The sequence below is a fragment of the Rhodococcus wratislaviensis genome, from assembly GCF_041228765.1.
Taxonomy (GTDB): domain Bacteria; phylum Actinomycetota; class Actinomycetes; order Mycobacteriales; family Mycobacteriaceae; genus Rhodococcus_F; species Rhodococcus_F wratislaviensis.
This window is the reverse complement of record NZ_CP150488.1, coordinates 6772846-6791371: the sequence shown is the minus strand read 5'-3', so window position 1 is coordinate 6791371 and position 18526 is coordinate 6772846. Positions and strand designations below refer to the sequence as shown.

General features: G+C 68.2%; 16 protein-coding genes. 9 read left to right on the top strand and 7 right to left on the bottom strand.

Annotated elements, in window-relative coordinates:
* Complete coding sequence (locus WKC72_RS31340) at window positions 1-813, top strand: MaoC/PaaZ C-terminal domain-containing protein (RefSeq protein WP_370180706.1); 813 nt, start codon at window positions 1-3, stop codon at window positions 811-813.
* 70 nt (window positions 814-883) lie between these two features.
* On the opposite strand, the gene WKC72_RS31335 is transcribed toward WKC72_RS31340, so the two are convergent.
* Window positions 884-1657 carry an SDR family oxidoreductase gene (locus WKC72_RS31335; protein WP_370180705.1) on the bottom strand — a complete coding sequence of 258 codons (774 nt, stop codon included), beginning with the start codon at window positions 1655-1657 and terminating at the stop codon, window positions 884-886.
* 120 nt (window positions 1658-1777) lie between these two features.
* Here WKC72_RS31335 and WKC72_RS31330 point away from each other — a divergent pair, with 120 nt between their 5' ends.
* Together WKC72_RS31330 and WKC72_RS31325 are read left to right on the top strand one after the other, a co-directional pair.
* The gene (locus WKC72_RS31330; protein ID WP_128639268.1) at window positions 1778-2539 is read left to right on the top strand and encodes an SDR family NAD(P)-dependent oxidoreductase; all 762 of its coding nucleotides are present in this window, start codon (window positions 1778-1780) and stop codon (window positions 2537-2539) included.
* A 106-nt stretch (window positions 2540-2645) separates the two neighbouring features.
* Window positions 2646-3695: a ferredoxin--NADP reductase gene (locus tag WKC72_RS31325; protein ID WP_037231468.1), complete on the top strand. Its 1050-nt coding sequence runs from the start codon at window positions 2646-2648 to the stop codon at window positions 3693-3695.
* Between the two features lie 12 nt (window positions 3696-3707).
* On the opposite strand, the gene WKC72_RS31320 is transcribed toward WKC72_RS31325, so the two are convergent.
* The 4 genes from WKC72_RS31320 to WKC72_RS31305 all read right to left on the bottom strand — a co-directional run bounded on the left by WKC72_RS31320 (window position 3708) and on the right by WKC72_RS31305 (window position 10601).
* The gene (locus WKC72_RS31320) at window positions 3708-4577 is read right to left on the bottom strand and encodes a class II glutamine amidotransferase (RefSeq protein ID WP_112299081.1); all 870 of its coding nucleotides are present in this window, start codon (window positions 4575-4577) and stop codon (window positions 3708-3710) included.
* Between the two features lie 24 nt (window positions 4578-4601).
* On the bottom strand, window positions 4602-5333 hold the full coding sequence (locus WKC72_RS31315) for a flavodoxin family protein (protein ID WP_128639266.1): 732 nt from the start codon (window positions 5331-5333) through the stop codon (window positions 4602-4604).
* Window positions 5334-5449: 116 nt separating this feature from the next.
* Window positions 5450-6913 carry a catalase gene (locus WKC72_RS31310; RefSeq protein WP_370180704.1) on the bottom strand — a complete coding sequence of 488 codons (1464 nt, stop codon included), beginning with the start codon at window positions 6911-6913 and terminating at the stop codon, window positions 5450-5452.
* Between the two features lie 190 nt (window positions 6914-7103).
* The gene (locus WKC72_RS31305) at window positions 7104-10601 is read right to left on the bottom strand and encodes a protein kinase (RefSeq protein WP_370184594.1); all 3498 of its coding nucleotides are present in this window, start codon (window positions 10599-10601) and stop codon (window positions 7104-7106) included.
* Window positions 10602-10703: 102 nt separating this feature from the next.
* Here WKC72_RS31305 and WKC72_RS31300 point away from each other — a divergent pair, with 102 nt between their 5' ends.
* From WKC72_RS31300 to WKC72_RS31285, 4 genes are all read left to right on the top strand, one after another.
* On the top strand, window positions 10704-11411 hold the full coding sequence (locus WKC72_RS31300; RefSeq protein ID WP_370180703.1) for a nitroreductase: 708 nt from the start codon (window positions 10704-10706) through the stop codon (window positions 11409-11411).
* Between the two features lies 1 nt (window position 11412).
* Window positions 11413-12555 (top strand): class I SAM-dependent methyltransferase, encoded by a 1143-nt coding sequence (locus WKC72_RS31295; RefSeq protein WP_370180702.1) that lies wholly within the window; start codon window positions 11413-11415, stop codon window positions 12553-12555.
* Window positions 12556-12719: 164 nt separating this feature from the next.
* Entirely contained in the window at window positions 12720-13574 is an 855-nt protein-coding gene (locus WKC72_RS31290) for a Bax inhibitor-1/YccA family protein (RefSeq protein WP_174484670.1), read from the top strand.
* 148 nt (window positions 13575-13722) lie between these two features.
* Window positions 13723-13971 carry a DUF1330 domain-containing protein gene (locus WKC72_RS31285; RefSeq protein ID WP_255221458.1) on the top strand — a complete coding sequence of 83 codons (249 nt, stop codon included), beginning with the start codon at window positions 13723-13725 and terminating at the stop codon, window positions 13969-13971.
* A gap of 48 nt (window positions 13972-14019) precedes the next feature.
* Here the strand turns inward: WKC72_RS31285 and WKC72_RS31280 are convergent, their stop codons facing one another.
* Both WKC72_RS31280 and WKC72_RS31275 read right to left on the bottom strand, forming a co-directional pair.
* Window positions 14020-15237, bottom strand: a complete 1218-nt coding sequence (locus tag WKC72_RS31280; protein ID WP_112299086.1) for an acetyl-CoA C-acetyltransferase — start codon at window positions 15235-15237, stop codon at window positions 14020-14022.
* Between the two features lie 107 nt (window positions 15238-15344).
* Entirely contained in the window at window positions 15345-16367 is a 1023-nt protein-coding gene (locus tag WKC72_RS31275; RefSeq protein ID WP_037231487.1) for an SGNH/GDSL hydrolase family protein, read from the bottom strand.
* A 135-nt stretch (window positions 16368-16502) separates the two neighbouring features.
* Here WKC72_RS31275 and WKC72_RS31270 point away from each other — a divergent pair, with 135 nt between their 5' ends.
* Window positions 16503-17888 carry a cystathionine beta-synthase gene (locus WKC72_RS31270; protein WP_005255744.1) on the top strand — a complete coding sequence of 462 codons (1386 nt, stop codon included), beginning with the start codon at window positions 16503-16505 and terminating at the stop codon, window positions 17886-17888.
* Between the two features lie 104 nt (window positions 17889-17992).
* Window positions 17993-18526 carry a hypothetical protein gene (locus tag WKC72_RS31265; RefSeq protein WP_370180701.1) on the top strand — a complete coding sequence of 178 codons (534 nt, stop codon included), beginning with the start codon at window positions 17993-17995 and terminating at the stop codon, window positions 18524-18526.

Here is an 18526-nt window from a genome sequence, read left to right as displayed (position 1 = left end):
ATGACGACAACCGAACGCACGACGGCAGGAGCGTGGCGAGGCGAGGACCTCGGCACCCGCACCGTGAGTTACGACGAGCGCGACGCCATCCTGTACGCCCTGTCGGTGGGTGCACGGGCCACCGAACTGGACCTCGTCTTCGAGGAGCGTCTGCGGGTGCTGCCCACGTTTGCTCTCACCCTCGCCCAGTGGGCGCCGGACGAACTGGGGTCGCGCGGCGCTTTCGACACGAAGACGGCGCTGCACGGATCGCAGGAACTGACGGTGCTCGCGCCGCTTCCGCGTCGCGGCGAGATCGCGTTGTCGGCGTCGGTCGGCGAGGTGTGGGACAAGGGCTCGGCCGCCGTGTTCGAGGTGCGCGTCGAGTCCGAGTTCTTCGTCGCCACCTGGTCGCTGTTCGCGCCGGGCGCCGGCGGCTTCGGTGGCGATCGAGGTCCCGCGAAACCGTCTCGGCCCGAGGGGAAACCGGTCGCGGAGGCCGTTCTGCCGACCGCGGAGAACCAGGCGGCGCTGTACCGGCTGACCGGCGACCGGCACCACATCCACATCGACCCGGCGGCGGCCGAGCGGATCGGACAGCCCCGGCCGATCATGCACGGGCTGTGCACCCTCGCCGCGAGCACGCTGGAACTCGCGCGAGCGCTGGACGTCCACCCGGCCGACCTCGCCCGGCTGGAGGGACGGTTCGCCGCACCGGTCTACCCGGGCGACGCACCGACGTTGCGAGCCTGGGGTGATGCGGAGGACGCGTCGTTCGAACTCGTCCAGGGCGACCGGCCGCTCATCGCCGGGGCCCGCGCCGCGTTCCGCTGACCGCGCGGTCGCCCGCCGAATGTCGCACCGGTGCAGTTGAACCGCACCGGTGCGACATTCGGCGAGGACGTCAGGAGTGGGTCGCGAGGTACCGCGCGGGGTATTCGCCGCCGCCGTGGACGGCGAGATCGGCGCCGTTCACGTACGACGCCTGCGCGCTCGCCAGGAAGAGGCACGCGTCCGCGATGTCGGACGGCACCGCCATCCGCCCCATCGGCAGGGTCCGGGTGACGGCGGCTCCGCCGTCGTCGCCGTAGACGGACGCCGCGCTCTCGGTGCGGATGAGACCCGTGGTGATGTGGTTGATCCGGACCTTCGGAGCCCATTCGAGCGCAAGCGCTTTCGTCAGGACGAGCAGGCCGGCCTTCGCGGCGCTGTACGCGGCGGTGCCGGGTTGCGGATCGTGAGCGGAGACGCTGCCGATGTTGACGATGGCACCACCGTCGGACTGCTGCTGCATCACCGTGTTGGCGGCCTGGGCGACGGTGAAGGGCGCCAGCAGATTCAGTGCGACGATCTTCTCGACGAAACGGGGGGAGACGGTGGCCGCGTCGGCGTCGGGCGAACCGCCCGCGTTGTTGACGAGGACGTCGAGGCGGCCGTACCGCGCGACGGCGTCGTCGATCAGTGCGGCGGCGTCGGCATGGTCGCGGACGTCGGTCGCGCGGAACGCGGCGATGCGATCGGCGTGCGCGGGCAGGGAGTGCGGCGCGGAGCGGCCGCACACGAGCACGTTCGCCCCCGCGGCGAGAAACGATTCGGCGACGACGAAACCGATGCCCTTGGTGCCGCCGGTCACGACGACGGTGCGGCCACTGAAATCGAGAGGAGGGGGGATTGTCACGGGAGACCTTCGGAGTGAGGGAGCGCAGGATTCCTGGCGCTCGAATGAGATCGGGTGAATCGGCACGAAAGCCGAAAACAAGCAAATGCTTGGTTCGATAGTAGGGGAACGGGAGTGGACATGGGCAAACTCGACGGCAAGGTCGCGCTGATCACGGGTGCGGGACAGGGGATCGGACAGGGAATCGCCCTGGCCCTCGCCCGGGAGGGCGCGGCGATCGCCGTCGCCGGACGGACCGAAGCGAAACTGCACCGCACGTGCGAGCGGCTCACCGAACTCGGCGCCCGCAGCGAACCGGTGGTGTGCGACGTCAGCAGACGCGCAGACATCGCATCCGCCGTCGAGCGGACCGTGGACGTGTTCGGCGGCGTCGACATCCTGGTCAACAACGCCAACGACTGCAGACCGGGACCGATCCTGTCGGTGATCGACGAGGAGTACGAGCGGTCGTTCGCGACGGGGCCGCTCGCGACGCTGCGCATGATGCAGTCGTGCCATCCGCACATGAAGTCACGCGGCGGCGGCGTGATCGTCAACCTCGTCACGTCGGCGGCCGTGCGCTGGGATGCGAGCAACTACGGCGCCTACGGTTCGATCAAGGAGGGGATGCGTTCGCTGACCAGGTCGGCGGCGTGCGAGTGGGGCCGGGACGGCATCCGGGTGCTGTCCGTGGCCCCGCACGCCAAGAGTCCGGCGCTCGCGCGGTGGATGGAGCAGAATCCGGACGAGGCGGCGGAGTTCGTGGCGGGCATCCCGCTCGGACGGGTCGGCGACGCCGAAACCGACATCGGGCGCGCCGTCGTGTTCCTCGTCAGCGAGGACGCCGGCTACCTCACCGGGGCCACCATCCCCCTGGACGGCGGGCAGTCCCGTTGGGGCTGACGCCGGTGAGACGGGTCCCGCACAGCGGGAAGAGCTGCGGTCGCCGCGCTCGATCTGCACTAGTTTCGGCAGGATCGAATTACCGTAGCGAGAGGGCACCGTCGCGATGACGACCGTTGAAACACCACGCAGTTCGCGATCAGTAGTGGTCACCGTGGCCGCTGTCGTGGAGGAGACGTCCGACGCCCGGTCGCTGGTGTTCGACGTCCCCGACGAGCGTCGGCACGAATTCGCGTACAAGCCCGGACAGTTCCTGACGCTGCGGATCCCGAGCGACCGGACGGGATCGGTCGCGCGGTGCTACTCGCTGGCCAGTTCGCCGTTCACCGACGACCTGCCGAAGGTGACGATCAAACGCACCGCAGGCGGGTACGGTTCGCACTGGTTGTGCGACAACGTCGGCGTCGGCGACCGCATCGAGGTCCTGCCTCCCGCGGGCGTGTTCACTCCGGCCAGCCTGGACGAAGACCTGATCCTGTTCGCCGCGGGCAGCGGAATCACCCCGGTGATGTCGATCCTCAAGTCGGCGCTGAGCGAGGGCAACGGGAAAGTCGTTCTGGTGTACGCGAACCGGGACGAGAAGTCGGTCATCTTCGCCGATGAGTTGCGGGGACTCGCGGCCCGCCACGAACATCGGCTGACCGTCGTGCACTGGCTCGAGAGCGTGCAGGGTCTGCCGACGCCGCGGCAGCTGGCGAATCTGTCGGACCGGTTCCGGGACCACCGCGCGTACCTCTGCGGACCGCGTCCCTTCATGGACGCGATCCACGAGTCGCTCGCACTCGCCGGCGTCCCGCGCGACCGGGTGCACGCCGAGGTGTTCACGTCACTGTCCGGGGATCCGTTCGCGGACGTCGTGGTCGAGGAACTGCCGGACACGGGGACGGCGTCGACGGTCGAGGTGCAACTCGACGGCGAAGCGCACAACCTGAGCTGGCCACGCCAGGCGACACTCGTCGACGTCATGCTCTCCAAGGGCCTCGACGTCCCCTACTCGTGCCGCGAGGGCGAATGCGGTTCCTGCGCATGCACGGTGGTCGAGGGTGAGGTGGACATGGACAACGCGTCGATCCTCGATCCCGAGGACATCGCGAGCGGCTACATCCTCGCGTGCCAGGCCCGCCCCGTCAGCGAGCATGTGCGGATCGAGTTCTGACGGGCGTCCGCGCTATTTCTCCGTCTGCGCGGCCGCGGCGCGCGCATTGAGGTCGGCGAGGCGGATCGGGTACCGCGGTGGGCGATCGACGATCACCTGCCGGGTGACGGCGAGGTCGCGGTCGACGTGGAGCAGTTCGCCCGACTGCAGCGGAGTCCAGCCGGGATCCTCGTCCATCTGCTCGCTGGCGACGACCACCGCCGGATTGTCGGCGAGATGTTCGGACCTGGCACGGATACGGCCGGGAGTGCTCGCGTGCTGGAGGTGGCGACCACCGCTCGGACCGCCCGCCCGCCGCTCGAGGAAGAGCAGGTCGTGGGTGTCCGGGTATCGTAGCGCCCACAATTCGCCGGGTGTGGTCAGCAGGATGTTGAGCGCGTAGATCGGCACGTTGTCCGCCAGCCATCGGGCGGCCGACGTGATACCTGCCGTGACGTCGCCGCCGTTCCTCCCGATGTGACCGGTCACCAGGGCGAAGACGCGTTCCGAGTCGGTGTCGCCGTGAACGAGGGCGAGATCGGACCCCAGTTCCGCCTCGAGCTTCGGCAGGTCCTCGACCACGCCGTTGTGGGCGAACACGCGACCGTCCTGGGCGAACGGATGGGTGTTCTGGGGAAGCAGTTCACCGGTGGTTGCGAAACGGATGTGCGCCACGAACGTGGCCGAATACCGATGCTTCGCCTCCTGTGCGAACTCCGTGTCCTCGTACGCGGCGAGCGGTTGCTTCTCCACCACCGGAGTTCCGTCCTCCGCGAACGTGCCGAGTCCGGTGCCGTCCGGCTCGCGGTGACTCTGCTGGGCCAGACTGTCCGGGGCGTCCAGCAGCCAGAACGACGCGCGGACGCGGTGCGGGGCTGCGGACAACCCGAACAATCGGCACATGACTTCCCTCTCGGATGCGGCGGATCAGCGGTAGTCCGGGTTGGCGAAGTCGGGGCGGCAACCGGCGTCCCATTCCGAACGTTGATTTCCGTACGCGGGGAACCCGCCGGCGTTCTTCAGCATCGCGGCGACGTGCATCAGGTTGTACGTCATGAACGTGGTGTTGCGGTTGGTGAAATCGTTCTCCGGGCCGCCCGACCCTTCGTCGAGATACGACGGGCCCGGGCCGGCCTCGCCGATCCATCCGGCGTCGGCCTGCGGTGGGATCACGTATCCGAGATGCTGGAGGCTGTAGAGGATGTTCATCGCGCAATGCTTGACACCGTCCTCGTTGCCGGTGATCAGACAACCCCCGGCCCGCCCGTAGTACGCGTACTGGCCGTTGTCGTTGAGAATCGACGAGCACCCGTACAGCCGCTCGATCACCTGCTTCGTGACGGAACCGTTGTCGCCGAGCCAGATCGGACCGGCGAGGACCAGGATGTCGGCGTCCAGCACTCGCTGAAACAGTGAGGGCCATTCGTCGCTCGGCCACCCGTGTTCGGTCATGTCCGGATAGACGCCGGTCGCGATGTCGTGGTCCACCGCCCGGATCTGGTCGACCGAGACGCCTTCCCGTTCCATCAGGCCGACACTGCGGTCGATCAGCCCCTGGGTGTTGCTCACTTCGGGAGACCGCTTCAGGGTGCAGTTGACGAACAGGGCACGCAGACCGCTGAAACGGGGGGTACCGTCCTGCGGCGACGGATCGGTCATCAGTCCTCCCACGAAAGAGTCCGGAAGTCCACGATATGCCGCGGCGGTCCCTGTTCGTGGCAGAAGAGTCCGCCCGGTCCGGGACGATTCCGGACCGGGCGGACCCGGATGTTCTCTCAGCCCAGGGCGGAGATCGCCTTCGCGACGCCCTCACCGTAGGCGGGGTCGCATTGGGTGCAGTTGTCGATGTGCCGCTGCACGACCTGCTGCGACGCGCCGTTGATGGCCCGCGCGGTGTTCTCGAACAACACCTGCTTCTGCTCGTCGCTCATGTTGTTGAACAACACGCGCGGCTGCGAGAAGTAGTCGTCGTCGTCCTCGCGGAAGTTGAACCGGTCGGCGAACGCGCCCACACTCTGCGCGGGATCGCGGTACCGGCTCTGCTCCTGCCACTTGCCGTAACTGTTCGGCTCGTAGTGCAGGGTGCCACCGTTGTTGCCGTCGACCCGCATGGCACCGTCGCGGTGGAAGTTGCTCACCGGGCAGCGGGCCGCATTGACCGGGATCTGATAGTTGTTCACACCGAGGCGGTAGCGCTGCGCGTCACCGTAGGAGAACAACCGGCCCTGGAGCATCTTGTCGGGGGAGAAGCTGATGCCGGGCACGACGTGCGCCGGGTTGAACGCCGCCTGCTCGACCTCGGCGAAATAGTTGTCGGGGTTGCGGTTGAGTTCCCATTCGCCGACCTCGATCAGCGGGTAGTCGGCCTTCGGCCACACCTTCGTCAGGTCGAACGGGTGGTAGGGGACCGTGTCGGCGTCGGCCTCGGGCATGATCTGCACGCACAGCTTCCACTTCGGGAAATTTCCGGCCTCGATGGCGTCGAAGAGGTCCCGCTGATGGCTCTCGCGGTCGGCGCCGACCAGGGCCCCGGCCTCGGCGTCGGTGAGGTTCTCGACACCCTGCTGCACACGGTGGTGGAACTTCACCCAGAAGCGTTCGCCCTCGGCGTTGATGAAACTGAAGGTGTGTGAACCGAATCCGTGCATGTGCCGGTACGACGACGGGATGCCGCGGTCGCTCATCACGATGGTGACCTGGTGCAGTGACTCGGGCAGCGATGTCCAGAAGTCCCAATTGTTGTCGGGGCTGCGCAGATTCGTGCGGGGATCGCGCTTGACGGCGTGGTTGAGGTCGGGGAACTTCAGCGGGTCGCGGAAGAAGAAGACCGGGGTGTTGTTGCCGACCAGGTCCCAGTTGCCTTCCTCGGTATAGAACTTGACCGCGAAGCCGCGGATGTCGCGCTCGGCGTCGGCGGCGCCGCGCTCACCGGCGACGGTGGAGAAGCGGGCGAACAGCTCGGTCTTCTTGCCGACCTCGGAGAAGATCTTCGCGCTGGTGTACCGAGTGATGTCGTTCGTGACCGTGAACGTTCCGAACGCACCGGAACCCTTGGCGTGCATGCGGCGTTCCGGAATGACCTCGCGGTCGAAATGTGCGAGCTTCTCGAGGAACCAGACGTCCTGCAGCAACTGCGGCCCGCGGGGCCCGGCGGTCACGACGTTCTGGTTGTCGGGGACGGGTGCGCCTACGGCCGTGGTGAGCTTGTCGCTGGTGTTCGCAGTGGTCTCTCGGCTCACAGTGGATCCCTTCGTTGCTGGCGGTCGCTCTGGGTTTTCTGGAACTGGCTGTCGGGCAAGAGGCTTCGCCGACGCCGGCGGATCGAACCACACTTACGGAGCGCGACGTGGTGGTGGCCGGCTCCCGCCCTTGTGTGTGTTCACGGTCACACTGCACCACCGTTTCTTGAATTAGTCAAGAAAGCGCGGGCTAACTTTCGATCGGAGTCGCTGTCTCCAACGCCGCAACCAGGAACTCTTCCGGAACCTCCGGCCAGTCGGACTGCCAGCGGCCGGCCCGCCTGTCCTCGAGAAGAGCCGTCAGCGCGGGCACCATGCGCGGCCCGCCGTCGATCAGATAGCGCACGAAGCCGATTCGTGCACACGTCGCGGCGATGGACGCCAGCACCGGCTCGGCTTCGTCGACGCGGCCCGCCGCGACCAGGCATGCGACGAGAAGGCGACTGGCCTGCATGGCCGCCCTCGGCCGGCTCTCCCGTTCGACCCTGCGCACCCATTCCTCGGCGCGGCGACACGCGACATCGGGATCGACGGCCAACTGTTTCCGGATCTCGGTGGCGTCGTCGAGTTGCGCGACGATCTCGGCGAAACCGAAATCGGGTTCCCGGGTCGCCTTCCCGCCACCGGCCGCCGGCTGGGGTGACGCGGGCAGACCGAGCCGGACCCGCTCGTTCTCGACCCGGGCCCGCAACCGCGGAAGGCCCAGCGACGCCGCCGCGGACGCACCCTCGTCGAGGTGGCGGGCAGCGGACGCGAGATCGCCGCGCCCCGCCTTCAGCCGCGCGCCCGTGACGAAGCGGGCGATCATGAAATCGACGATGCCGCCCTCGGGGCCGAGCTCGTAGCTCTCGTCGAGGAGTCGTTCGGCCTCGTCGAGATGGCCCAGTTCGTACATCAGCTCGCCGAGGAGTGCGCCTGCGAGTCGTGCGGCATGCGAATGGGTGCCTGCCAACTTCGTTGCAGTCTGCACGGCCAGCCGGAAGTTGTCCTCGGCCGCGGCGATGTCGAGTTGTTCCATCGCGGCGATACCGGCGAAGCTGTACCCGTACATCCTGCTGAACGGTCCGACGGTCCGCTGGTGGTACCCGGTCGCCCAGTCCTGCAGTCGGCGTGCCTCCACGAAATCGAATTGGGCGATCGCGGCGGCGGAGGCGAGATTCGACCCCGCCGAAACCACCCACGCGCGTAAGGTCTCCGGGCGGGCAAGGCATTCCGCGATGAGGTCGGGGACGCCGGCGATGCGATCGGACGACACCGCGATCACGGCGCGGACGATGTCGGCCTCCACACGGATGTCGGCCTGCTCGGTGTCGCTCAGCGTCGAGGACTCGAGGGCTGACGCGACCAGCGAGAGCGACCGCAGCGTCGGCGCCACCCGCTGCAGCAGGATGTTCGCCCACGCGACCGCGATCTGGATACGCGGACTGGACTCGACCAGCGGCCGCGGCAACTTGTCGACGAGGCCGAGCAGCGCGACCATCCGCGAGTGCTCCACCAGGTACATGCCCTGCTCCTCGACCACCGCGACGGCCACGTCGCGATCGCCCGCCGCCAACGCGTGATCCACTGCGTCGCTGACGTAGTGGTGGTCGGCGAACCAGTGTGCGGCCGCACGGTGCAGGTCTGCGATGCGTGAGGGATGATCGCGCTCGAGGCGGCGGCGGAGGTACTCGGCGAACAGGTGGTGGTACTCGAACCACTCCCGGTCCTCGTCGAGGCTGCGCAGGAACAGATCGCGCGATTCGACCTGCTCGAGCAGGGCCTGACCGCGGGTCACGTTCGCCAGCACGCAGGCGAGGTCGCCGCACACCCGCTCCGTGACGGACGTGGCCAGCATGAAGTCGAGCAGTGCAGGTTCGAGAGTGCTGAGCACGTTCTCCGCCAGGTATTCACCGATCGCGTGGTGGCGGCCCGACATGTGCCGGATGAGGTCACCGGGATCGGTGCGATCACGCAGCGACAGCGACGCCAGTTGCAGCGCCGCCACCCACCCGTCCGTGGTCTCCTCCAGCGCCTCCACGTCGGAGTCCTCCAGGTGCAGTCCACCGAGGTCGACCAGGAACCGCTGCGACTCGGTGATGTCGAAGCGCAAAGCCACGGAATCGATTTCGACGAGCTCGTCGCGCACCCGCATCTTGGCCAGCGGAAGTCCCGCTTGGCTTCGGCTGCTCACCACCATTTGCAGGTGGTGGCAGCCGTTCTCCAGGATGAAGTCCATCGCGGCGATCGTGTCCGGCGACGTGACGCGATGCCAGTCGTCGATCATCACCACCACGTGGCGCCTGCTGTCGTGGACCTGATTCACCAGCGACGTCAGCACATACCGTTCCGCTTCGGCGCCGTTCTCGTCGAGTGCCTGCCCCAACTCGTCCGCCAGGCTCGGTTCGGCACGGCGGATCGCCTCGACGAGGTGGGACAGGAACCACACGACGTTGTTGTCGTCGTTGTCCACCGTCAGCCAGGCGACGGCGGAGCCGTCCTCGATCAGCACGTCGCGCCACTGGGCGGCCACCGTGCTCTTCCCGAAGCCGGCGGGTGCGTGGATGAGCGTCAACCGCCTCCGCTGACCCAGCCGGAGCAGTTCCAGGAGACGGGTGCGCTCCACCAGGGACCGCATCGGGGTCGGCGGCCGGAAGCGGGCCGCGGCGCTCGGCGGAGTGGCACCCGACCGCCTGCGGTAGCTGCGACTGTGCCCGGACGTCGAGGACTGCGTGGTCGGCGCCGCCGTGTGCTCGGTGCGCGGGAATTCGTCCGCCGCCGCGGGGAGCGCCATCTCGTCGACGTCGAGCCCGTGCCTGCGCTCGATGTCGCGGAGTTCCTGGCCGAACTCCGCGGCCGAAGCCGGGCGGTCGGTCGGTTCCTCGGACATGGCGCGCTCGATGGCCGCGCACACGTCGTCGGGAATATCCTCGCCCCGCAGGTCCGGAACGGGTTGCGTGGCGATGCGGAGGAACTGGGCGACGAGCCGCTCCCCGCTCCGCCGCTCGAACGCGGCATGCCCGGTGAGCAGGCAGAACAGGGCGGCACCCAGGCTGTACACGTCGGAAGACGCGGACGGTGCGTCGCCGCGGAGGACCTCCGGCGCCGTGAACGCGGGCGAACCGGTGATCATGCTCGACGTGGTCTCGAATCCACCCGTGACCCGCGCGATGCCGAAGTCCGTGAGCTGCGGTTCGCCGTACCCGGTGAGCAGGATGTTCGCCGGCTTCACGTCGCGGTGCAGGGTGCCGAGCCGGTGCGCCGTCTCCAGGGCGCCCGCCAGCTTCACGCCGACGCGCAGCGTTTCGCTCCACGGCAGCGGCCCTTCACGGCGAATCCAGGCGTCGAGTGAATTGCGCGAGTGGTACGGCATCACGATGTACGGCCTGCCGCTGCGCGTCACCCCCGACTGCAGGATGTCGACCACATGGGGATGCCCCGACAATTTCCCCATCGCACGCTGTTCCCGCAGGAAGCGTTCGCGGTCCTCGCCGTCCAGATCGGACGACAGCACCTTGATCGCGACCGTGCGGTCGAGCGCCGTCTGGAGGCAGCGGTACACGACCCCGAACCCTCCCCGGCCGATCTCGCGGGCGTCGTCGAATCCTTCCGAGGCCAGCTCCGCGACGATGTCGGTCACGACGATCCGCTTGGTAGCCTGCGGATCCGAGTCGGTCGGCCCGGAACTGCTTTCCGGGTGTCGTGGCACACTCAATGAAATCACCTTCTCGGTGCACTGACGCCAGCATATCGCGGTCGCACGACACGAGAGCGGTGTTCGAGAACGAGTAGACCCGAGGAGAATTCGACGGTGACGGATACCGGCATTGCAGCAGCGGACACGAGCCTGGCCGAGCGGACCCTGGCCCAGCTCCTCGACGCGCGGATCAGTTGCAGGGCTTACCTACCGACGCAGGTGCCGCGCGACGTGATCGAGAGGATCCTCGAGCTCGCGCAGCAGACGCCGTCGTGGTGCAACACGCAGCCGTGGCAGGTCGCGATCACCGAGGGAGAGGGAACCGAGCGGTTCCGTTCCGGGCTGGCCGAGTACGTCCGCACCCACCCGCAGGAGTCCGACTTCGAGTGGCCCCGCGAATACGTGGGCGAGCACAAGCAACGCCGCCGCGAGTGCGCCATGCAGCTGTACTCCAGCGTCGGCATCGCGCCCGGCGACCGGGCCGCGTCGGCCGAGCAGACGATGAAGAACTTCGACCTGTTCGGCGCGCCGCACGTCGCGATCGTCACCACCCACGAAGCGCTCGGCACATACGGCGCCGTCGACTGCGGCCTGTACGTCGAGACATTCCTCCTCGCCGCGCAGAGCCTCGGAGTGGCGACCATTCCGCAGGCCGCTGTCGCCGGAAGTTCGCGGTTCATCCACGACTTCTTCTCGCTCGACGAAGACCGCAGGGTCGTCTGCGCGATCTCGTTCGGCTACCCCGACACCGAGAACCCCGTCAACGGATTCCGCACCTGCCGGGAACCCGTCGCCAACGTCGCGCAGTGGGTGTCGCAGTAACGTGCTCGACTCCGAAGTGTTCGACCGGGACGCCCTGTTCGCCCGCCTCCGTCGCCGCCCCGACGTCGAGGCACCCAACCTGACGGCCGTCGACGCCGCCGACCGGCTGATCCTCGACGAGGCCGCGGCGGCCCTGTCGGCGGCACGTCCCGGGACGCTCGCCGTGATCGGCGACCACTACGGTGCGCTCACCCTCGGCGCCGCGGTGACACACGGCTCCACCGGGATCCGCGTGCACCAGGACCCGCTGACCGGCGAACTGGCGCTCGCCGCCAACGCCGCGACGGTCGGGCTCGCCGACCGCTACCGGGCGTGCGCGCTCGGTGGGGAGCTGCTCGCGGGCGCAACCGTCGTGCTGATGCAGCTACCGCGGAGCCTCGGCGAACTGACCGAGGTTGCCGAGGCGATCGCCCGCCACGCCGACCCGTCCGTCGTCGTCTACGCGGGCGGACGCAACAAGCACATCTCCACCGCCATGAACGACGTGCTCCGTCGTTCGTTCTCCGACGTCCGCGCAACCCTCGGCAGGCAGAAGTCGCGGGTGCTGATCGCTCGCGGCCCGGTGCAGGCGGCGCAGCAGACGTACCCCGTCACCGATCATCTCGCCGAGATCGGGCTGGACGTGGTCTCGTACGGTGCCGCGTTCGCCGGACCCAAGCTGGACATCGGGACCAGATACCTCCTCGACTTCCTTCCCCGCGTGAACCCCCGGGCCCGTGCCGCGGTCGACCTCGGGTGCGGAACCGGCATCCTCGCCGTCAGCCTGGCCCGGCTCCTCCCGGAGGCGTCGGTGATCGCGACCGACCAGTCCTCCGCGGCGGTGGCGTCGGCGGCCGCCACCGCCCGCGCGAACGGACTCGACGGACGGGTCAGCACGCTGCGCGACGACGCCATGTCCACCCTCGCCACCGACAGCCAGGACGTCGTCCTGTGCAACCCGCCGTTCCACGTGGGCGCGGCCGTCCACACCGGTGGCGCATCGAAGATGTTCACCGAAGCCGGGCGAGTGCTCCGGCCCGGCGGCGAGTTGTGGACCGTGTACAACTCGCATCTCGGGTACCGGGGCCGGTTGCAGCGGCTCGTCGGTCCGACCGACGTCGTCGGCCGGAATCCCAAATTCACGGTCACCCGGTCGGTGGCCTGACCGCCACGCCGACCGGCGTCCGTCTGGCGGGTGTCCCCGCGGCACCGGTAGAGTCCGAATTGTCCGACCCGAAAGCGACGAACGGGAACTTGCGGTGGGTGCGGGACGTTCAACGTACAAGAAACCCGGATCCACCCGGCGAGCCACGAGAAGGGATGTGCACGGTGCGCACCACCAGTAACCCGGTGTTCCGCAACCTGCCCAAACAAGAGGGCAGCGGCGGATACGCCTCGTTCGGATCTACGACGGCCGGCGCAGCGCAGGTCACGCAGCAGTTCGGTCAGCCGCAGTACACGCAGGCCGAGCCCTACCGGACGGGCCCCGACTACCGTTCGATGACCATCGACGACGTCGTCACCAAGACGGGTGTCACGCTCGGCGTGCTCACGGTGTCGGCGATCATCTCCTACTTCCTGGTGAGCAACAATGCGAACCTCGCGGGCCCGTTGGTCATCGGTGGTGGCCTCGTCGGTCTCGTGCTGGTCCTCGTGGCCACGTTCGGCCGCAAGATGGACAACCCGGGCATCGTTCTCGCCTACGCGGTGGCGGAGGGCCTGTTCCTCGGCGCCCTGTCGTTCATGTTCACCGACATCACGTTCGGTGGAGTCGGGGGAGCGGCACTCATCGCCCAGGCCGTACTCGGCACGTTCGGCGTGTTCTTCGGCATGCTCGTCGTCTACAAGACGGGCGCGATCCGAGTCACGCCCCGCCTGACGCGGATGATCATCGGCGCCCTCATCGGTGTCGTCGTCCTCGTCCTCGGCAACGTGATCGCCAGCTTCTTCACCGAAGGCGGCCTCGGTCTCCGCGACGGCGGTCCCCTGGCGATCATCTTCAGCCTCGTCTGCATCGGCATCGCCGCATTCAGCTTCCTGCTGGACTTCGACGCCGCCGACCAGCTGATCCGCGCCCAGGCGCCGGAGAAGGCAGCGTGGGGTGTCGCATTCGGACTCACCGTCACCCTCGTGTGGCTGTACGTCGAGATCCTGCGACTCCTGAGCTACTTCAACAGCGACTAGTAGTCCCACGAGAAGGCCCCCGAGAGCATGCTCTCGGGGGCCTTCTCCGTCTGCGGGGCCGGGTTCGATTACCTCGGAGGTAATCGACGCGCGTACCCGGGCGGAGGAATGTCGTGTGCAGCAACCGCCTCACCCGAAGGAGCACGACATGAGCGCGTACGGAATGGCCCACCTCCAGAACGTCGACATGGGTCCGCAGATCGTCGAATACCTCGAACGCATCGACGGCACCCTGCGCCCCTTCTCCGGCAAGTTCATCGTCCACGGCGGACGCCAGGACGTGGTCGAGGGGACGTCCGACGGCACGTTCATCGTCATCGAGTTCCCCGACCGCGAGCACCTCGAAGGCTGGTACGCGTCCGACGCGTACCGGGAGATCCTCCCGCTGCGCCCGTGAGTGGTTGACGAGTCTCTGCACTCGTCAACCACTCACGGTCCGGAGGGCCTAGCTCAGACGCTCGAGGACCATCGCCATGCCCTGCCCGCCGCCGACGCACATGGTCTCGACGCCGAACGTCTTGTCCTGCTCGCGGAGGTTGTTGAGCAGGGTGTTGGTGATGCGGGCGCCGGTCATGCCGAACGGGTGGCCGAGGGCGATGGCGCCGCCGGAGATGTTCAGCTTGTCCTCGTCGATCTTCAGTTCACGGGCAGAACCGAGAACCTGGACCGCGAATGCCTCGTTGATCTCGAACAGGTCGATGTCGGAGATGGACTTGCCCGCGATCGCGAGGGCCTTCTTGACGGCCTCGATCGGGCCCAGGCCCATGATTTCGGGGGACAGCCCGGACACCCCGGTGGACACGATGCGGGCGAGCGGGGTCAGCCCGAGGGCCTTGGCCTTGGTGTCGGACATGATCACGAGCGCGGCGGCGCCGTCGTTGAGGGGGCACGCGTTGCCGGCGGTGACGGTGCCGTCGGGCCGGAACACCGGCTTGAGTTGGCTGATGCCCTCGTAGGTGGTGCCGGCGCGCGGGCCGTCGTCGGTGCTGACGACGGTGCCGTCGGGGAGGGTGACCGGGGTGATCTCCCGTTCGAAGAAGCCGTTCTTGATGGCGTCCTCCGCGCGGTTCTGGGAGCGGACGCCCCAGCGGTCCTGCTCCTCACGCGTGATGCCGGTGGCCGAGGCGACGTTCTCGGCGGTCTGGCCCATGGCGATGTAGACGTCGGGAATCTGCTCGTTCTCGCGCGGGTCGGTCCAGGCGACGCCGCCCTCGGCGAGCTTCGCGGTACGCGCCTCGGCGTCGGCGAACCTCGGGTTCTTGGTGTTCGGCAGGCCGTCGGCGTTGCCGGTGACGAAGCTGGACACCGACTCGACGCCGGCGGAGATGAACACGTCGCCTTCGCCGGCCTTGATCGCGTGCAGTGCCATGCGGGTGGTCTGCAGCGAGGAGGAACAGTATCGGTTGACGGTGACGCCGGGCAGGAAGTCGTAACCCAGTTCCACCGCGACGACGCGGGCGATGTTGAAACCCGACTGGCCGGCGGGCTGGCCGCAGCCGAGGAGCAGGTCGTCGATCTCGGTGGGATCGAGTTCGGGGATCTTCGCCAGAGCCGCGGCCACCATCTGCGTCGTCAGATCATCCGGGCGGATGGTCTTGAGTGAGCCCTTCATGGCTCGGCCGATCGGTGAGCGTACTGCGGAGACGATGACTGCCTCGGGCATGAAAACTCCTTTGTCAACTGCAGGGGTCTGCACTGTGTTGCAGACCACCCGTTTTGTGGCCTTCCCGACAACTTACGTTGCCGGGTGGCACCGGGGACATCGCCATCTCACTCAGCGACCCGTCGCGTCCTGGACGCAGACGCCTCCTCGATCGCGAGGAGTTCGTCGAGGCGGGCAGGCGAGCGTCGCCTGGCAGTGCGCCGCCACAGGAAACGGTTGAGCGAGGCGGTCATTCGGGTCGACAGCTTGCGCGACTCCGCGGCCTCCGACACCTCGGGCAGGTCGGGGAGCGGTCCGCCGTGCCACATGCCCAGGGCGGTCGCGAGAACGGGCACGATCTGCATCGCCGCCAACTCGTAGCCCGCCGCGGACGGGTGGAAATGGTCGGAGGAGAACATCCGGTCGGGGGCCGCCAGGAACTCGGGAGCCAGCAGGTCGGCCAACGCCACCGGGTGGCCACCCGCCGCGCTGGTTGCGGCCGCCTGCGCCCTCGCCAGGCGCAACCCCCACGTCCGGACGACGGTTCGCAGGGGCTGCGGAATCGCGGTCACCACCCCGAGGTCGGGGCACGTTCCGACCACGACCGCGCAGTCGCGGGCGCGGAGCCGTTCCACCGCTTCCCCTAGCCTGCGCGCCGACGCCCGAATCGAGTTCTTGGACGTCACGTCGTTCGCGCCGACCAGGATCACCGCGGCGTCCGGCGGCGGTCCGGCGACGAACATCGCGTCCACCTGCCCGCTGAGCCCGCGGGATGTGGCGCCGCCGATGGCCTTGGTGCTCAGCCGGATCCGCTTGCCGGTCTCGTCGGCGAGGCGCCTCGCGATCTGCACGCCGGGCACCTCGTCCGCCGACAGGCACCCCACCCCGGCGGCCGTGGAATCGCCGAAAATCATCAGATGGACGTCGTAGGGCGTGGTCCGTAGCCAGCGTTCGGGGACCGCGGCGCCGGGGGAGTAGACGCCGTCGGCCTCCGGCGGCTTGGCGACGTTGCGCCCGATCACACCGCGGGCCGCCGTCGCCTGGGACATCAGATAGGAGTACGCCGCCCACGACAGCGTGCCCGCGCTCGAACCTGCCACGACAGCCGCGGCACCGGCTTTCACTCCGGTCTGCCAGGTCCTCTTGGGCACTGGTCTCACCTTTCCGCTACCTGGTGCTCATCTCACGGGTTCCAGCGGACTGCGTCCGCACCAATCTAGTCGGATCGGGGCCCCCGTGCCGGACGTCTGTGAGCATCGGATCAGGGCATCTGGGAGCATGGAGGCATGCGCATCGCGGAACACGTCGTCGACCTGATCGGCAACACCCCTCTCGTCAAGCTCTCTTCTGTCATCGGGGAGAACCACGGGACCGTTGCAGCCAAGATCGAATACCTCAACCCGGGTGGAAGCTCGAAGGACCGCATCGCGGTCAAGATGATCGACGCCGCGGAGGCGTCCGGTGAGCTGAAGCCGGGTGGGACCATCGTCGAGCCCACGTCCGGCAACACCGGCATCGGCCTTGCCCTGGTGGCCCAGAAGCGCGGATACAAGTGCGTGTTCGTCTGCCCCGACAAGGTCAGCGAAGACAAGCGGAACGTTCTCAAGGCCTACGGCGCCGAGGTCGTGGTGTGCCCCACCGCGGTCGCGCCCGAGCACCCGGACAGCTACTACAGCGTCTCCGACCGGCTCGCACGCGAGCTCCCCGGCGGCTGGAAGCCCAACCAGTACTCCAACCCGGGCGGCCCGCAGAGCCACTACGAGACCACCGGCCCCGAGATCTGGGCCGACACCGACGGAAAGATCACCCACTTCGTCGCGGGCGTCGGCACCGGCGGCACCATCACCGGCACCGGCCGCTACCTCAAGGAGGTGTCCGGCGGCAAGGTCAAGGTCATCGGCGCCGACCCCGAGGGTTCCGTGTACTCGGGCGGCACCGGTCGCCCGTACCTGGTCGAGGGCGTCGGCGAGGACTTCTGGCCGAGCGCCTACGACCCGTCCATCCCCGACGAGATCATCGCCGTGTCCGACGCCGACTCCTTCGAGATGACCCGTCGTCTCGCCCGCGAAGAGGGCCTGCTGGTCGGCGGCTCCTGCGGCATGGCCGTCGTCGCCGCACTCGAGGTCGCCAAGCGTGAGGGCCCCGACGCCGTCATCGTCGTCCTGCTGCCCGACGGTGGCCGCGGATACCTGTCGAAGATCTTCAACGACAAGTGGATGGCGTCCTACGGCTTCCTCCGCACACCGCTCGACGGCAAGCCCGACGAGAAGACCGTCGGCGATGTGCTGCGCGGCAAGTCCGGCGAACTCCCGGACCTCGTCCACACCCACCCGTCCGAGACGCTGCGCGACGCCATCGAGATCCTCCGCGAGTACGGGGTGTCGCAGATGCCCGTCGTCGGTGCGGAGCCGCCCGTCATGGCCGGTGAAGTGGCGGGCAGCGTCACCGAGCGCGACCTGCTCAGTGCCGTGTTCGAGGGACGCGCACACCTCGCGGACCCGGTCGAGAAGCACATGAGCAAGCCGTTCCCGCTCATCGGTTCCGGTGAGCCCGTGTCGGCCGCCACCAAGGCGCTCGGCGACACCGACGCCCTGATGGTCGTCGACGACGGCAAGCCCGCCGGAGTCATCACCCGCCACGACCTTCTCGGTTTCCTCAGCGCCGGCTCCTAGACGACACGTCGAGGGCCGGGCACGACAACACTGGTCCCCGCTGCGCACGGAACGTACGGTGCACAGCGGGGGACCGGTCCGGTGTCCGTGAGGGGGAAATCACAGTGAGTGCTCGTCTACGTCGTGTCCTGGTGGTCCCGGTCGCCCTGCTCGGGTTGGCGGCCGCCGGATGCGGGAACAGTATCGAGGGTGCCGCCGTCGCACAGTCGGGGTCGTCGCCCGTGGGATCGGTGTCCTCGGGCACCTCGTCTTCGGACGCATCCGCGGACTGCGCCGCACTCACGAAGGCACTCGGCCGGCTGGTGTCGGACCGGCCGCATCTCACCGAGGCCGTCCTGCCCGGATCGACCGATCCGACGTGCTCGTGGTCCAAGGGGCCGACCAACGTGATGAGCACCATCACCGCTTCGGTGAAGCCGCAGGTGACGGATCCTGCTGTCCTCGTCGAGATGCGGAACGGGACGAACGTCGTCCCGGATACCCGTTCCGCCGAGTTCGGCGGGGTGGTTCTCGACGTCGTGGCCATGGCGCTGCTCACCCCGGAACACAGCATCATCGTCAACGCGCTCGACCCCTCCGTCAGCGACGCGACCAAGCTCGACATCGCCTTCGCCATCGCGGAGTATCTGGAGAATTAG

Bases quoted from the DNA above. Each gene is read 5' to 3' on its own strand.
- WKC72_RS31270 (WP_005255744.1), top strand. From the start codon at position 16,503: ATGCGCATCGCGGAACACGTCGTCGACCTGATCGGCAACACCCCTCTC.
- WKC72_RS31315 (WP_128639266.1), bottom strand. From the start codon at position 5,333: ATGACCGATCCGTCGCCGCAGGACGGTACCCCCCGTTTCAGCGGTCTG.
- WKC72_RS31340 (WP_370180706.1), top strand. From the start codon at position 1: ATGACGACAACCGAACGCACGACGGCAGGAGCGTGGCGAGGCGAGGAC.
- WKC72_RS31330 (WP_128639268.1), top strand. From the start codon at position 1,778: ATGGGCAAACTCGACGGCAAGGTCGCGCTGATCACGGGTGCGGGACAG.
- WKC72_RS31325 (WP_037231468.1), top strand. From the start codon at position 2,646: ATGACGACCGTTGAAACACCACGCAGTTCGCGATCAGTAGTGGTCACC.
- WKC72_RS31285 (WP_255221458.1), top strand. From the start codon at position 13,723: ATGAGCGCGTACGGAATGGCCCACCTCCAGAACGTCGACATGGGTCCG.
- WKC72_RS31280 (WP_112299086.1), bottom strand. From the start codon at position 15,237: ATGCCCGAGGCAGTCATCGTCTCCGCAGTACGCTCACCGATCGGCCGA.
- WKC72_RS31320 (WP_112299081.1), bottom strand. From the start codon at position 4,577: ATGTGCCGATTGTTCGGGTTGTCCGCAGCCCCGCACCGCGTCCGCGCG.